Here is a 15,417-nt window from a genome sequence, read left to right on the forward strand (position 1 = left end):
ACGTCGAAAATCAAGTAAAAAGCCCGTTATCCCTCTGGAGGGATAACGGGCTTTTTCAAGTCAATCAGCCGGTCAAATGACGATTTCCATGCCCGGCGTAAGCGAGAACAGGCCGGTTCGGCCTTCGCTGCGCAAAATGCGGCAGACTTCATGCGTGTCCGTATCGGGCGCATGGACCAGCACGACCGACGAGGCCGGCGCTTCGTCGAGCATCAGCCTGACGTCGCCGATGCCTTGATGGACTTTGTAGAACTGGTGCATGACCCGGCAGCGCACGCCGGGCAGCTGCCGATCGAGCAGCATTCGGGCCCTCGTTCCCCGGGAAGCATGCCCGGTCAGCACGACGAGGTGATCCGCACCTGGCGCAAGATGCTCCAGATAGCGCTGCGAGACCGCGGATTCCAGCATGCCGTCAGGCGCCAGAATAAGGCATGGACCTTCCCGGTGCAGCGCGTCCGCGCGTTCTTCCTCGCTGTCGACGAGGATCAGGCGGGAGACGCAGTCTTCCGTCAGCCGGCGGATCGACTCCGCGCTTTCCGCGCGCAGCCAGAGCGGATCGTCGAGCAGATCCATCAAGCCCTGCCAGATGATCCGCTCGACGACGATCGGATACGGCGACAGATGCCGGCACGCCCAGATCAGCAGATCCTGGCTGCGGCCAAAAGCCGGCAGCGGAAGCAGCGTCCGCCCGCCGCGTTCCAATACGGACAAGATCGACGTCCGCAGCCGTTCCAGCTTGGACGCCTGCGGCTCGTCGTCCGTGCCGTACGCGTTGTCCACGATCGACAGATCGCCGATCCTCGTGGACAAGCCCGATTTCTCCTCCGGGCTTTCGGGCGAATCGGCTTCCAGCAGCGCCGATTCCCGGCTGTAGTCGCCGGAGAAGAACACCCGCTTGCCTTCCGCTTCAATCCGCAGCCAGACGGAGCCGGCCAGATGTCCCGTGCGTCCCCACATGAGGCGAATCGGTTCTTCACCCGGCGAGGGGACCCAGTCGAACGCTTGACGCGGAGGCGCGTAATCTTCGAGGAAGCGAAACTGCATCGCGTCGATATGTTCCTGTTCGTAAGGGAGCACTCCTCCGCGGGAAGCGACGAACCGCTTCCAGCCTTCGAACCCTTTGCGCAGCTGGCGAACCGTCGCCCGCGTCGTCCAGATCTCGCCCGCATACCCGTGCTTGTAGAGCAGGGGCAGCGCCATGGCGTGGTCTTCGTGCGCATGGGAGAGAAAAGCGGCCGTCAGCTGCGGAATTTCGGCCGGTTCGAGCAGCGGGTAGAGGCCGCGCTCTTCCTTTTTGACGCCGCAGTCGAGCAGCAGGCGGCAGCGTTCGCCCACAATGCGATAGCAGGACCGGCCGTGTTCGCCGGCGCCGCCCCATACCTGTAATTTCATCATCGCGCATTCCACTTTCTTTTCGAGCCGAGGCTCTCCATAATCACGAGAATAAGGGTAGTGAAGCCGACCGACACGACGGCCATCGCCATGCCGAGCGATACCTGTCCCTGTTCGAACTGGGCGAAGATAAACGTGGCTGACGTCTGCATCGACGGCGGCAGGATCAGCAGGGAGCCGACCAATTCGCGCGAAGAGATCGTGAACGTCATCGTCCAGCCGGCAATCATGCCCGGCAGGATCAGCGGCAGCGTGATACGCGCCAGCAGGTACGACGGTCGGCCGCCGAACACCCGACCGGCCTGCAGCAAGGAATCGTCGATTTGCCCGGCCGCGCTTTTGACGTACTGCACCGTATAAGGCACGAACAGTACGACATAAGTCAAGATGACGATGCCGGCCGTGTTGTAGAGCGGAATCGGCATCCACGGCGAGTTCCAGAGCAGGATCAGGCCGACGACGATCACGATGCCGGGCACCGTATTGGGCAGCAGGCTGAGCAGGTCGACCGAACGCTGCCCGGCCGTTTTGGAACGGCGAATCGTAAGCGCGAACCAGGTGCCGAGCACGGCGGCGATGCTCGAAGCGGCCAGCGCGAGCCAGATGCTGTTCATGAGCGCTTTCATGCCCGGCGTGCCGAAGCTCAGCAGCTCCCGGTATGCGTCGAGCGTCGTGTTGCTCCAGGACAGCCCTTCCCCGCGCAGCTTCATCGTCGAAGCCGCGATAATAGAGAAGTAGGGGATGCCGATCGAGAACACGAGCAGCAGCAGGACGAACAATCCGCCCAGCCACAAGACCGGGCCGCGTCCGGATTCGGCGGAACGCCGCGAGCCTTTGCCGCCGACGAGGCTGTACGTGTACCGCCGGTTCAAGACGGACTGCACGTACCACATGAGCAGGCAGACGCTCAGCAGCAGCGAAGAGAGCGAAGTCGCTTTGCCGAAATCGATCGGCCAGCTGGAGACGTACCGATGGATCTCGGACGTCATGACGTCGTAGCCGATCCGCTTGCCGAACGTGGCCGGGGTGCCGAACTCCGCGATCGTCTTGACGAAGATCAGCATGGCGCCCATGCCGAACGACGACAGCAGCAGCGGAACGACAATGCGGCGAAACCGGTACCACGCCGGAGCGCCCAGTACGGAAGCCGCTTCTTCCAGACTTCCGCCGATCCGCTCCAGCGCTCCGCGCAGCAGCAGGTATAGAAACGGGAACAGATGCAGGCTCATGATCGCGATCATGCCGCCGAAGCTGAAGAAGGAAGGGGCGATACGTCCCAGAGCCGGGACAAGCTGTTCCAGATAGCCGTTTTTTTGCATAAACAGAATCCAGCCCATCGACCCGATATACGGCGGCGTCATGAACGGAATGAGCAGGATCACTTCCAGTCCCCGGATGCGTCCGAGCGGCGTATGGACCATGATCCAGGCCAGCGGAAGCGCCAGCAGCGTCGTGCCGACGATAACGCAGAGGCCGAGCCAGACCGTATTGAGCATCACTTTGGCCAAATCGGCGTCCGCAATCGTACGGAAGGGAGCTGCAAGCTGCAGCTCCCCGTCCCGATACACGCTTTGGATAAAGATTTGGATCAGGGGGATCACGATCAGGAGCGTCAGGACCAACAGGGCCAGCAGCACCGACACGCTCCGGATCGGTTTTGGCGTCGGAGAAAGATTCATCTTACTTGAACAGCTTCAGGAACCGTTCCGTCACGTCGGCCCCGTTCTCGTTCATCCAGTCCCAGTCTACCTTCAGCTGCGGAATTTCGTCGAGATTGGCCCGGTTTTCGGCTTTGATGTCGGTACGTCCCGGCATGAGGTAGGCGTCGGATACGAGATGCTGCGCTTCGTCGGACAGCAGATAGTCGATAAAAGCTTGGGCGTTGGCTTCGTGTTCGGTCGTATTGAGGATGGCGGCCGGTCTCGGACTGATCACGGTGCCTTCGCTCGGATAGACGATATCGATCGGCTCGCCTTTGGCTTTGGCGCTGTACGTCATGTAATCGACAGCCGAAGCGACGATGCCTTTGGCACCCGTGATGACCGGGTCGAGCGCTTCCTTGTTCGCGCCGGCAAGCGTTACGCCGTTCGCTTTGTAGCTCTCGAACAGCGACCAGCCCGCATCGCCGTTCGCATTCAGGTAACCGGTCATGAAGTCGAGCGCCGAACCGGACAGGGAAGGATCGGGAATGTTCACCTGATCTTTGTATTCCGGCTTGCTCAGATCCGACCAGGACTTCGGCGGCGTCGTGATCAGCTTGGTGTTATAGGCGATGCCGAGAGCGGAAGCGCTGGCGCTGAAGTAATGGCCTTCCGCATCCGACCAGTCGGGATTGAGCTTATCCGCGTTTTTCGCGTCCGGATACGGCATGGTCAATCCGTCGGCTTTGAGTCCCTGGGCAGCCGGGAGAGACGCGAGGATGACGACATCGGCCGCGGGATTACTTTTCTCCGCTTCGAGGCGGGCCAGAATTTTGCCGGTCGTGCCCTGGAACACTTCCACGTCTACGCCGCTTTCGGCTTCGTAGCCTTCAATGATCTTATTGGCCAGTCCTTCGGGACCGGCGGTGTAGACGGTGAGCTTGGTGTCGGCGCTTTGCGTCTGCTTGGCCGGCGTGCTTCCGGCAGCGGCGGCCGGGTCGGCGGCTGCGGTCGGCGTCGAGCTGCCTGCGCTGCCGCAGGCGGTCAGAGCCATGCCAAAAGCGAGCGTAAGCGCGATCGGGGCGGTACGGGCGAGTTTGGTTTTTACGGTAAAAGTACGGTTCCACATAAGTATTCCTCCTGGGAAATCTGATTTAAGTATAAAAGAAAGCGGGCAAACGACAAGTTAGGCGTGCGGCACAATGTTCAGGCGATGCAATTTCTTGCGGGGGAGATAGACCGTCATGCGGCTGCCCGCCGGGATACGGCAGTCATGGTAAGCTGTCCAGCGCTCCGGCTGACCGTCGGCCTGCACATGCACTTCGTAGCGGTCTCCCATATAGCTGGACTGCAAGATCTCGACTTCGTACGCGTCGCAGTTTCCTTCGCCGAGCGGTTCCCAGCGCAGATGTTCGGGACGGAACATCGCGAGCGTGCCCGGCGGTTCCGGGCGGAGACTGTTCGAATCGGGGTTCGAGTCAAGAGTCGAATCGGGATCGGCAGCAGCCTGCGCGGCGTCTGCCGGAGCGGAAGAAGGGGCAATCCAATTCGAGCGACCGATAAAGCGGGCCACGAACGGGTCCGACGGCTTCGCGTAAATCTCTTCGGGTGTGCCCCGCTGCAGCACCCGCCCGCCCTGCATGACGACGATCTCGTCGGACATCGACATCGCTTCGATCTGGTCATGCGTCACGTACAGAGCCGTCAAGCCTAGATCCCGGACGAGCGACAGCATCTCGACCCGCATCTCTTCTCGCAGCGCAGCATCCAGCGCGCTGAGCGGTTCGTCGAACAGCACGAGCTTGGGCTCGACCGCCACCGCCCGGGCAAAAGCGACCCGCTGCTGCTGTCCGCCCGAGAGCTGATGCGGATAGCGGTCTTTCATCGCGCCGAGCTGCACTTTGTCCAGCGCCCGGGTGACGGTACCCTGCAAATCTTGTGTCCGGCGGCTTGTGCGCAGCCCGAAAGCGACGTTCTCGAACACGGTCATATGCGGCCAGAGCGCAAAATCCTGAAATACCATGCCGAACCCGCGTTTGTGCGCCGGTACGCTGCGTTTGCGCGAAGCGTCAAACAGCGAGTCGCCGCCGATCGAGATCGTGCCGGTATCCGGCGTCTCCAGACCCGCGATCATGCGCAGCAGCGTCGTCTTGCCGCACCCGGACGGGCCGAGCAGCGTCGTGAACGTGCCGGCTTTGACGCTCAGGTTCGTCGGATGCAGCGCCGCGGTCGATCCGAACGTTTTGCTCAATCCTTCAATGTATAAGTCCATGGCCATTCCTTCCCTGCTTCAGTAAACTGTCAGCGTCATCGCTGCTTACAAATTCAGTTTAACGTCCTTGTTCGCAGCCCGTATTAACGGAAAATCAACACAGAATTAATTTTTCCAATGAATTCTGTTAATATTCATAGATTTTACTGATAGTAAGGGTGCGCGCGAGGCCCGCAAGGGAAGGAAGGTCAACGAACGATGAACTTGAATCTAACCAAACTGAAGATCGTGGAGCTGCTCGAAAAACATAACAAGATCACGACGGTGGCGGAAATTTTGAACCTGAAGCAGCCGACCGTCACTTTTCACATGAAAAACATGGAGAAAGACTTCGGCGTCAAGCTGTTCGAGACCCGGATGGGCAAAATCGTGCTGACGGACGCCGGCTGCGCGCTTCAGCATTACGCGGTCAAGATCGGCGCATTGGCCGGCGAAGCGCAGCGCGCGGTAAGCGAGTTCGACACGCTGCGCAAAGGCAGCCTGCGAATCGGCGCCAGTTACGTACCCGCCACCTATATTTTGCCCGGCGTGCTGCACCGCTTCGCGCGTGTCCATCCGGGCGTACAGGTGTCGCTGTCGGTCAAGACCGCGCCCGCTGTCCGGGACATGCTGGAGCGCCACGAGATCGATCTCGGCATCGCGTCGACCGACTCGCTGGAATCGCCGGAACTGCTCGCCGAACCGATCTGCCGGGACGAACTCGTGCTTATTTTCGCGCCTTCGCACAAGCTTGCCGGAGTGGCCGAGCCGACGCCGGAGCAGATCGCTTCGTCTTACTTCGTCATGCACGGGATGGAATCGAGTACCCGGCGCCTGACCGAGAAATGGCTGGAGACCCATTCGCGGCGTCTGCCGTCGTACCTTGAATTCGATTCGCTGGAAGCGATCAAGCAGACCGTGCGGCTCGGCGAGCATGTGTCTTTCGTGTCCCGACTGGCGGTGAAGGACGAGATCGAACGCGGCCTGCTCCAGATGAGGAATATCCCGGGCATCGGCCTCAACCGCTTCGTCTATAGCGTCACGAACAAACAACGCTACCGTTCGGCGCTGCTGGCGAAATTTACGGATCATCTGTCCGATTGGCTGAGAGAAACACCGTTGTAGGAAAAACGGAATCGTTCGCAAGAAAGGGGATCTTTTTGTTTCAGCTCCCTTTTTTGCATGTAATACAAGAAGAGAGTAAGCAGCCGGGCCGATCGCCATAACACCCGGCATGCAAGGAGGCCATGGATCATGATTCGACATATCATCTTCGACTTTGACGGCACGATCGTCAATTCGCGGCCGCTGATCAGCAAAATCTATAACCGGGCCGCCAAAAAGCACGGCTATCGGCCGATCCGCGACGACGACAAAGGTCCTTTTGCCGGCCGATCCATCAGCCAGCGGCGCAAAGCGCTCGGTATTCCGCTGTACCGGATGCCGGCACTCGGCTTGAATATTTTGTGGGGATACCATCGCGGCCTGGAAGAGCTGGAAGTCAAGCCGGGAATCGGCGACCTGATCGAACAGCTGCATGCCCAGGGTTATCCGCTCAGCATCATTTCTTCCAACCTGGAACGCAATATCCGGGCTTTTCTCCAGCATCAGGGCATCGACCAATTCGAGCAGATCCGCTCTTCGCGCAGCCTGTTCGGCAAACACCGGGCGATCAACGCTTTTCTCAAGCGCAACGATCTCAAGCCGGAAGAAGTGCTGTATATCGGGGATGAGCTGCGCGATATCAAAGCGGGCCACCGAACCGGCGTGAACATGGTATCGGCCGCTTGGGGGTACGATTCGCTGGAATCAATGCGCCGGATGTCGCCCGATTTCATGGCTTCCCGTCCCGGCGAAGTGCTGACCGCGATTCAGGGCTTTAATGCCGGAGTGTTATAAAAAAAGGCAGTCCGGTTGCTGCTTCCGGACTACCTTGATCTGTTTGATATCAGATTTGTTTACATAATTATTATTATGAAACTAAAGTTGAAACAGCGAAGCGAACAATGCCCCGACCAGGATCGCCATCCCGCCGAAGCGGCTCATGGCGTAATAAAACTCGCTCGGTTCGGGATCACGGACCCAGAGTCCGCTGCCGCGCAGCTTGAACAGGAAGTCCTGAAACCGTCGGTAGCGCGACAAGCACCCGCCGAAAGCCGCCAACAGCAGCAGCGCGACGAAAATCGCCGGATTGCCGGGCTTCTCATGAAACTGCGGGTAAGCGGCCGCAACGAGCTGGGCGGCCGTATAGGCGGAGCGGCCGTTCGCGTCGGACGGCTTGTCGGTTGAAGAAGCCGATACCGTCATGATGATCGGTTCGCCGCGGCCGTCGAGATTCACGAGAAAACCGTTCCATACGGCGGCCTGCCGGCTGCTGCCGTTCGGATAAGCCACCGTGTACACAAGATCCACGCCTTCTTCCGAACCCGAATAGGTTCCCTCCGTGATTCGGTACGTCTGGTCCTTGATCCGGATCTCCCGGCCCGACGAATCGCGGCGGACTTCAATCGGAGGCTTGAAACGGGCTTGATAAAAGGCCGTATCGCCCTGCACGGATTGCGAAGTGTACCGGCTGCCGTCCAAATCGAACCCTTTCGAGTTAAAATGATGGATCACAACGATCAGGGCGACCAGTCCCAAAATAGAAAGAATGATCGCGATGCGGCGTTTGTGTCGCTGCAGGAAGTTCCTCGAAACCGCGCCGAACGCGGAAGAAGAGGTCCCGGAATCGGAGTATTTCACGATAAATTCCACCTTTCTGAACATTTTGCACGAGAAGCGCAGACTTTCTATTATTAACGACAAGTTCTTGATCTCAAACAGAGGAGGAGGGGAACGCCATGACCGCAGAGCTGCAGCAGCTGGCCGCCACGATTGTCAACCGTTTTTACGACGAAAAGATCGTTTCCGCTGCGCTTATCGTCGGCTTGGGCTTCGTCAATCAGGTCTACCGGGTCGACACCGAGCGGCGCAAAGCAATCGTTCGTCTGAATCAGGCCGATTCTTATGCGGAATACGTCAAAGAAAAATGGTGTCTCGAACAGGCGGCCGCAGCCGGCATTCCGGGTCCCCGGGTGCTTGCGATCGGGATCGAAGACGAACAGGCGTATATGCTTCAATCTTTCGTCGAAGGCGAGAACGGATTGGAGACGGCCGGTGCGGACATCCGAATCTGGCGGCGGCTCGGCGAATACGCGCGCGTCATTCATGAGATTCCGGTGCAGGGATACGGAGGAGAGCTGAGCGATCCCGCGCACGGCCTCTTCTTGAATCCGCCGCATCCGGGTTCGGACGGCAGCTGGCACGAGTATGTCCGGTACAATATCGACAGCTTGACCGAGTCGGACCCGCTGCTTGGGCTTGGCGTGATCACGAAGACGCAGTCAAGACAGGCCAAAGCGATTTTCTTAAAATTGGCCGCGCAAACGTTCCGCTTCGGCTTGATCCACGGCGATTTGTCGGCCAAAAACGTGCTGGTGGACCAAGAAGAACGTACGGACAGCGAAGAAGGCGGCGCCATATCGCTGCTCGACTGGGGCGGCGCGGAAGTGTATCCGGTCCCTTACGGCGACGTGATCCAGCTCATGCTGACGCAGTTTCGCGACGGAACCCCGGATGCGGAACAGTTCGGCGCGTTTGCGAAAGGGTACGGCCTCTCGCCCGAACAGCTGGCCGAAGCCCGGGAGCTTATGCTGCTGCGTTCGTTCGATACGGTGCGGTGGGCGATCGACTGCGCGCCGGAGCAGACCGACAAGTTCGCCAAGTGGGCGAAATATAGTGCCGGGTTAGTGCTGGATCAGACTGACTGAATATTGAAATGTCGTTCTGAAACTTTGAAGTTGACTTTATATAAAAGTAGGATACAATATAGTTGTGATCAACTTTTATAGAACGCGTTCATTTTAAAATACAGGAGATGTTTGACTAATGGAATATACGAATATTTTGATCGCCGGCAGCGGCGTGTTGGGCAGTCAGATCGCTTTTCAGACCGCTTTTCACGGGTTTGCGGTTACGGTCTACGATATTAACGACGAAGCGCTGAACCGGGCCAAAGAACGGATCGAACAGCTCAAGCCTCTATATCAAGCGGATCTGGGCGCAACCGAAGAAGCATTGGAAGCGGCGATGGCGCGGTTCACGTTCCAAAGCGACCTTGCCCTGGCGGCGGCGAAAGCCGATCTGGTCATCGAATCGGTGCCGGAATCGCTCGAGATCAAAATCGATTTTTATCAAAAATTGGCTCAGGCCGCTCCGGCACACACAATCTTCGCGACCAATTCGTCGACGCTGCTGCCGAGTCAGTTTGCGCACGCCACCGGCCGTCCGGAGCAGTTTTTGGCGCTGCATTTTGCCAACGAGATTTGGAAAAACAACACCGCCGAGATTATGAAGCATGCGACAACCGACGAGCACGTCTTCAATGACGTCGTCGCGTTCGCCAAACAGATCGGCATGGTCGCCCTTCCTCTGCAAAAAGAACAAGCCGGTTACATCGTGAACTCGCTGCTCGTTCCGCTGCTCAGTTCGGCGCAAAAGCTGCTCGTGACCGGTATCGCCGATATCGAGACGATCGACAAAACGTGGATGGTTGCCACCGGCGCTCCTGTCGGCCCGTTCGGCATGCTCGATATCGTCGGCATCAACACCGCCTACCATATCGCCCGCACCCGCGCGGAGCATACCGGCGACGAAGCGTATCAGGCCGTCGCGGACCTGCTCAAGAACGACTACGTCAATCCGGGCAAACTCGGCAAAGCGACCGGAGAAGGGTTCTATACGTATCCGAATCCGAGTTATTTGGAACCCGGATTTTTGAAGCCTTAATCGATAAAATCTTGGGTTCCATCAGCAAAGTATGGCCATTTTTTACCAGAATCCGTGTTCGCGTTCATTTCGCCCTGATCCTGCCCCTTTAAAGTGAGAAGGTAATCAACTTAACCCCAACCTTCGAAGGAGTGGATCAACCGCAATGAACACAAAAAGTCCAAACGCATTCACCAAAAAGCTCACCGTTACCGCTTTGAGCGCCGCCGTTCTCTTCACGAGCTGGAGTGCCGCGCCGCAGGCGCATGCCGCTTCGAACGCGACACCGACTTACGAAGTGAAATTCCTGCTCGATTCAAGCGACGTGCTGAACGCAAACGGATCGCTGCAAGCTTCGGTCAACGCGGCTTTCGAAATTACGTCCGCGCCCAAGCGCCAACTGGTGGAATACTTCGACACGAATGCCCAGGACTTGAACGGCGAAGGCTGGAACGTGCGTTTTCGTAAAAAAGAAGACAAAAGCGACTACGAACTGACGTACAAAAAGCGCTTCGCGGTGCAAAACGGACAGATCAACGACGCCCTGAGCGCCGCAAACGCCGCCGGTTTCGATTCTTCCGACACGAACTACGAAGCCGAAGTCGATTGGGGTTACGGCAAACAGACGCTGAGCTTCTCCAATACGAAAAAGGTCAAAGCCTCCACCGGCCTGATCCTGCCTTCCGCCAGCAAAGCGCTGGAACTGCTCGTCAAAGAAATCCCGGGCAAGCTGGAGAAGACGCGTTCGAACGGTTGGGGCAAAGACACGCTCAAAAAATCCCGCGTACACGGTCCGATCGAAGTGACGAAGTATGCCGGCGAGTTCAACGGAGTCGAGATCGATATCGAAGTGCTGCCGCTGTTGAACGCTTCCGGCACCGGGACCGAGCCGCTGATCGAGATTTCTTTTAAAACGGACGATTATTCGGCAGCTGCCGCCAACCGCACCGAGCTGATGGACGAGCTGAATGCGGAAGGCTGGTTGATCCCTGCCGATTCGCTCAAGACGAATACGATTCTGGATCGGTACTGAGCCGGGGTTCGGATAAGTTTAGAGGAATGGAAAAGAAGAATAGAGAAGGCGGAGAGCTGCGGCTCTTCGTCTTTTTTGTGCATATCTGTACGTAACGAACAAAGCGGGGAAGGCGTTTATGGGAAGAAAGGAGGGGAAGGCAAATGCAAGAATACAGAGATCCGCTTTATTCGTTATTCCGCATATCGGAGACCGGCTTTACATAATTATAATTTCGATCGGAGTTAATTTTTGCGGAAATCACGCAAAGAATTCATCCATTTACGACCGCCTTTTCTACGGAACCAATCCTCCAAGCTTGAGAAAAGACGGGGAACGGCTCACTCCAAGCTGGACCGATGCCGAATTGGCGGGGTTAAAAGCCGTTCTCGAGGAGGGAATAAAGATCCTTCAGTCTGCGATTTAGAAGCTTTTTGCGTGTCAAAAAAACAGCGTATAATATAAATTATACGCTGTTTCCTTTTAGATCGATTAGTTTATCGGAATCCGGCTCCTTGCCTACCTTAATTGAAGGTTTTTAATGAGCGAATTTCCAGTCTAATCCTTTAAAATGATCTCCTCCAAAACCGCTGTAAATAGCGAAATATCTCTCCGAATTATAGTTTACATAATAAAAATTATGAAACTTTATGCTTCTTCACTTTTTCATCCCTTCAGACTCCACTTCATGGACACACCGATTACACATCTCTTTTTTATACTGAAGGCATCCCACACCAATAGGAGGTCTTTTACTATGAATTATGCCCACAAATTGCTTTTGGCCGTTACGGTCGCAGGAACCGCGGTCGGAGGCGCGGCTTGGGTGGCACCGATCGACTCGGCTTCGGCCAATGTCAAAGTGACGACGGCGTCGTCTTCGCAGCCGAACAATCCGTACAAAGTAGCCGGTATCGACGATCCCGCAGCTTTCCACGCTTTTTTCTTCAAGCTTCAGCAGGCCGTAGCCAAAAACGATAAAAAAGCGGTCGCTTCGATGATGAGCTACCCGCTGAACGTCAACACGAACGGCAAAACGTATAAATTCCGTACACCGGCTCGTTTTATCGCCAAATACGATTCGATCTTGACGCCAGAGATCAAACGGACGTTGGGATATGCGATCGAAGAAGAATTGTTTGCGAACTGGCGGGGCGTCATGGTCGGCGGCGGAGATCTATGGATCGGCCAATTCGAAGATCGGCTTGCCGTCTACGCGATCAACAAATGATTGCGGTTTTGTCTTTTGACACCTATCAGAACTCCGGTTAGCATGGAAAAGACAGAAAATCCGGACAATACGGAGTGCAGATCCTATGAAGAGAACGATTATGCTGGTCGAAGACGATGTGCTGATGCGCGAGTTCATGACCGATTATTTCAAAAAAGCAGATTGGCACGTATTGGAAGCGTCGGACGGACGCGAAGCGTTGACCTTGTTCGAGCGGCATGACATCGATCTGATCGTACTCGACATCATGATGCCCGAAATCGACGGATGGTCGGTGTGCCGGCGCGTGCGTCAAAAGTCCGGCGTGCCGATCATCATTATTACCGCAAGAGCGGAAGACGACGATCAGATCATGGGCTTCGAGCTGGGGGCGGACGAATACGTAACCAAGCCGTTCAGCCCCAAAGTGTTGGTCGCCCGCGCTTCCGCGCTGCTCAAACGGGCGGAAGGGCGATTGGGCCGCGAAGCGGATCGGTTCACGTACGGCAGGCTGACGATCGACCGTCAGGCGCATGCGGTGCGGATTGACGGGGTAGAAGTGGTATTGGCGCCGAAAGAATACGATCTGCTGATCCTGCTGACACGCAACGCCGGCAAAGTGATCGAACGCGACGGAATCCTGAACGCGGTCTGGGGCGTCGATTATTTCGGCGATCCGCGCGCGGTAGATACCCATATCAAAAAACTGAGAGCGAAACTGGGCGACGAAGGACGTTATATTCGCACTGTAATCGGTGTAGGCTATAAGTTCGAGTCCGGAAACGTGAGTTGATACGAATGAGAAAAGGAAGCATCGTGTTGAAACTGTTTCTGATCACGTCGCTGGTGACGCTGGGCATTTTCGCCGCAATCCTGCTTGCGCAGAGCCTTTTTTTCGAACGTTTCTATCAGACGGTCAAGACGCACGATTTGGAAAAAAGCATGCGCGATTTCGGCGTGCGGTATACGGAGATCGGGAACGACCCGATCGCGGGAGCTCGCGTTCTCGGCCAATTCACCAACGAACATAAAGCTTCGCTCGCCATTTTGAACGAAAACTTCGAGCGCCGCAGCCTGGACCCTTATTTTATTACGCTTCAGCCGTCCCAAGGTCCGTCGGTCACTTTGTTGTTTGCTTCCGAAGGTATGACCGCCTCGGATGTTCCCGCCGGACTGCGAGTCGGTGATCCGTTGACGGCGGACGGCATCTATATGGATGAGCGCGATACCCTGATGCAGCCGATCGCGCTGCAAAACGAAACGCCGCAGCCGGCAAGCGGCTTGACCCGCGTCAGAGGAACGATTACGGAGTTGGTGCTTCCGGAGAATCAGGAAGTTAACCCTTTTTATGCGAATACCCGGATTGATGAAGCGTTGGCTGATTGGCAGGCCGCTTCGATCGGGACAGACCAACAGACTTTGAGCGCGGCAGAAGGGGCGAGCAGCGAATGGATCGATCCGTGGAGCGGCATCCCTTATGTCCGCCTGCTGGTGCCGATCTCCGATGAGCGGGGCGAACCGGCGGGTTATGCGTTTGCGTTGGCTTCGCTGCAGCCGCTCGGAGAAGCGGTCGGCATGCTTCGGCGCTATTTCCTGTACGTGGCACCTGCCGCGGCCGCGGTGCTCCTGCTGCTGTCGTTCGTCTATTCCCGCCTGGTGTCCCGTCCGTTGATCCGACTCAGCCGAACGTCCTCGCGCATGGCCGCTTTGGACTTTACGCCCGATGAAGGCCGCTTGATCCGTTCGCGCGACGAGTTCGGCGAGCTGTCCCGCAATCTGGATACGCTGGGACGCAGCCTGGATGCGGCGCTGCGAAGATTGTCCCAAGCCAATGCCGGCTTGGAACGCGAGATGGAAAGCAAAGTCCGCGCGGAAGAACTGCGCAAAGAGCTGATCGCCAATATCTCGCATGAGCTCAAAACGCCGCTCGGTATCGTCAAAGGATTTGCCGAAGGGCTTCAGGACGACGTGGCGGCGGACAAACGCGAGCGTTATTTGCAGCTCATCGTCGGCGAAACCGATCGGATGAACGCTTTGATCATGGACCTGCTTCAACTCTCGCGTTTTGAAGCCAAAGCAATCCGCCTGAAGACCGAAAACATCGATATTGCTGCGCATATCCGTTCGCTGCTCGAATCGTTCGCGGAACAGATGGACAATCGGGGCTTGACGGTCCGATGCTCGTCGCAAGGTCCGTTTCCCGTAATCGCCGATCCCCGCCGGATTGATCAGGTGCTGCTCAATCTGCTCGGCAACGCTGTGCGTCACGCCGATCCCGGCGGAGAGATCCGGATTGCGCTGCGCGGCCTGGCGGACGACCGGACCGAAATCGTGGTCGAGAACGACGGCGAACCGATTCCGGCGGCCGACCTGGAGCGAATCTGGGATCAATTCTACCGGGCGGAACGTTCGCGGGATCGCCGCTCCGGCGGAACGGGCCTCGGCCTGACCATTGTCAAACATATTTTGGAACTGCACGGCAGCGAATACGGCGTTACCCAAGCGAAGAATTGGGTTGCGTTCCGATTTACGCTGGAGACTGCCGGGTCTGCGGAAAGGGAGAGAGAAGAACATGAATAGACGAATATTGCCGGCCGTTTGCCTGGTCGCGGCGAGCCTGCTTGTTTTATCCGCCTGCGGGTCAAACAACGAAGAGGAACCTGGCCGGGCCCGGGCTTCCGCCGGCGATGCCGCCGTCACGGACGAATCGCGGGAAGCGGCCGCGGGCACGAAGCTTTCACGGGAAGAAGAGGAAGCGCAAATTTTGGTCGTGCTCGATCAAGGAGACATGCCGATCGAAATCGGCGGATTGACGTTCGGCTTCAAGCGCATACCGGAAGGCTACGCGCTGCAAGCGATGAAATGGCAGGGCAAAGGCGATCCCGTCGTCAGTACGTTCGAAGAAGCGGTCGAAAAAGGACGCAGCGGCGGAGAAGGCTTTTACATTAGCGGAGACGGCCAGTACTCGGGATTCCTCTATCCGAATACCCAAAAAGGCGAGCAGGGAGAAATCTCGTTCTCGTTCGCCAACGACGCCGGACAGGAAATTTCGTGGACCAAAAGCCTCACGCTTCGATAAAAAAGAGACAGCAGAAAACGCGATGAA

Annotated in this window: 14 protein-coding genes; 9 read left to right on the forward strand and 5 right to left on the reverse strand. The window is 57.2% G+C overall.

Annotation, left to right across the window (positions count from 1 at the left end; translation table 11 throughout):
* Positions 1–72: 72 nt before the first annotated feature.
* Genes FTE24_RS04605 through FTE24_RS04620 form a run of 4 tightly spaced genes read right to left on the reverse strand, consistent with a single transcriptional unit; the run spans position 73 to position 5,310 of the window.
* Entirely contained in the window at positions 73–1,395 is a 1,323-nt protein-coding gene (locus tag FTE24_RS04605) for an MBL fold metallo-hydrolase (protein WP_237401634.1), read from the reverse strand.
* Positions 1,392–3,071, reverse strand: coding sequence for an ABC transporter permease (locus FTE24_RS04610; RefSeq protein WP_150229177.1), 1,680 nt, complete (start codon positions 3,069–3,071; stop codon positions 1,392–1,394). The genes FTE24_RS04605 and FTE24_RS04610 overlap by 4 nt, the downstream gene beginning before the upstream one ends.
* A 1-nt stretch (position 3,072) precedes the next feature.
* Complete coding sequence (locus FTE24_RS04615) at positions 3,073–4,161, reverse strand: ABC transporter substrate-binding protein (protein ID WP_150229175.1); 1,089 nt, start codon at positions 4,159–4,161, stop codon at positions 3,073–3,075.
* Positions 4,162–4,218: 57 nt separating this feature from the next.
* Complete coding sequence (locus FTE24_RS04620) at positions 4,219–5,310, reverse strand: ABC transporter ATP-binding protein (RefSeq protein ID WP_150229172.1); 1,092 nt, start codon at positions 5,308–5,310, stop codon at positions 4,219–4,221.
* Positions 5,311–5,502: 192 nt separating this feature from the next.
* Here FTE24_RS04620 and FTE24_RS04625 point away from each other — a divergent pair, with 192 nt between their 5' ends.
* Together FTE24_RS04625 and FTE24_RS04630 are read left to right on the forward strand one after the other, a co-directional pair.
* Complete coding sequence (locus FTE24_RS04625; RefSeq protein ID WP_141449878.1) at positions 5,503–6,408, forward strand: LysR substrate-binding domain-containing protein; 906 nt, start codon at positions 5,503–5,505, stop codon at positions 6,406–6,408.
* Positions 6,409–6,537: 129 nt separating this feature from the next.
* Positions 6,538–7,182, forward strand: a complete 645-nt coding sequence (locus tag FTE24_RS04630; RefSeq protein WP_150229171.1) for an HAD-IA family hydrolase — start codon at positions 6,538–6,540, stop codon at positions 7,180–7,182.
* 81 nt (positions 7,183–7,263) lie between these two features.
* Here FTE24_RS04630 and FTE24_RS04635 read toward each other — a convergent pair whose 3' ends face one another.
* Positions 7,264–8,025: a hypothetical protein gene (locus tag FTE24_RS04635; protein ID WP_150229169.1), complete on the reverse strand. Its 762-nt coding sequence runs from the start codon at positions 8,023–8,025 to the stop codon at positions 7,264–7,266.
* A 98-nt stretch (positions 8,026–8,123) separates the two neighbouring features.
* Here FTE24_RS04635 and FTE24_RS04640 point away from each other — a divergent pair, with 98 nt between their 5' ends.
* From FTE24_RS04640 to FTE24_RS04670, 7 genes are all read left to right on the forward strand, one after another.
* Positions 8,124–9,092 (forward strand): aminoglycoside phosphotransferase family protein, encoded by a 969-nt coding sequence (locus FTE24_RS04640; protein WP_150229166.1) that lies wholly within the window; start codon positions 8,124–8,126, stop codon positions 9,090–9,092.
* Between the two features lie 118 nt (positions 9,093–9,210).
* On the forward strand, positions 9,211–10,110 hold the full coding sequence (locus FTE24_RS04645; RefSeq protein ID WP_150229164.1) for a 3-hydroxyacyl-CoA dehydrogenase: 900 nt from the start codon (positions 9,211–9,213) through the stop codon (positions 10,108–10,110).
* 145 nt (positions 10,111–10,255) lie between these two features.
* Positions 10,256–11,122 (forward strand): hypothetical protein, encoded by an 867-nt coding sequence (locus FTE24_RS04650; RefSeq protein ID WP_150229162.1) that lies wholly within the window; start codon positions 10,256–10,258, stop codon positions 11,120–11,122.
* 736 nt (positions 11,123–11,858) lie between these two features.
* Complete coding sequence (locus tag FTE24_RS04655; protein WP_150229160.1) at positions 11,859–12,332, forward strand: hypothetical protein; 474 nt, start codon at positions 11,859–11,861, stop codon at positions 12,330–12,332.
* Positions 12,333–12,417: 85 nt separating this feature from the next.
* Positions 12,418–13,104 carry a response regulator transcription factor gene (locus tag FTE24_RS04660; protein ID WP_150229158.1) on the forward strand — a complete coding sequence of 229 codons (687 nt, stop codon included), beginning with the start codon at positions 12,418–12,420 and terminating at the stop codon, positions 13,102–13,104.
* A gap of 23 nt (positions 13,105–13,127) precedes the next feature.
* Positions 13,128–14,891, forward strand: a complete 1,764-nt coding sequence (locus FTE24_RS04665) for a sensor histidine kinase (RefSeq protein WP_337190012.1) — start codon at positions 13,128–13,130, stop codon at positions 14,889–14,891.
* A complete protein-coding gene (locus tag FTE24_RS04670; protein WP_150229154.1) occupies positions 14,884–15,390 on the forward strand; it encodes a hypothetical protein in 507 nt (168 codons plus the stop codon). The genes FTE24_RS04665 and FTE24_RS04670 overlap by 8 nt, the downstream gene beginning before the upstream one ends.
* Positions 15,391–15,417 lie beyond the last annotated feature (27 nt).

It is taken from the genome of Saccharibacillus sp. WB 17 (assembly GCF_008634075.2).
Taxonomy (GTDB): Bacteria; Bacillota; Bacilli; order Paenibacillales; family Paenibacillaceae; genus Saccharibacillus; species Saccharibacillus brassicae.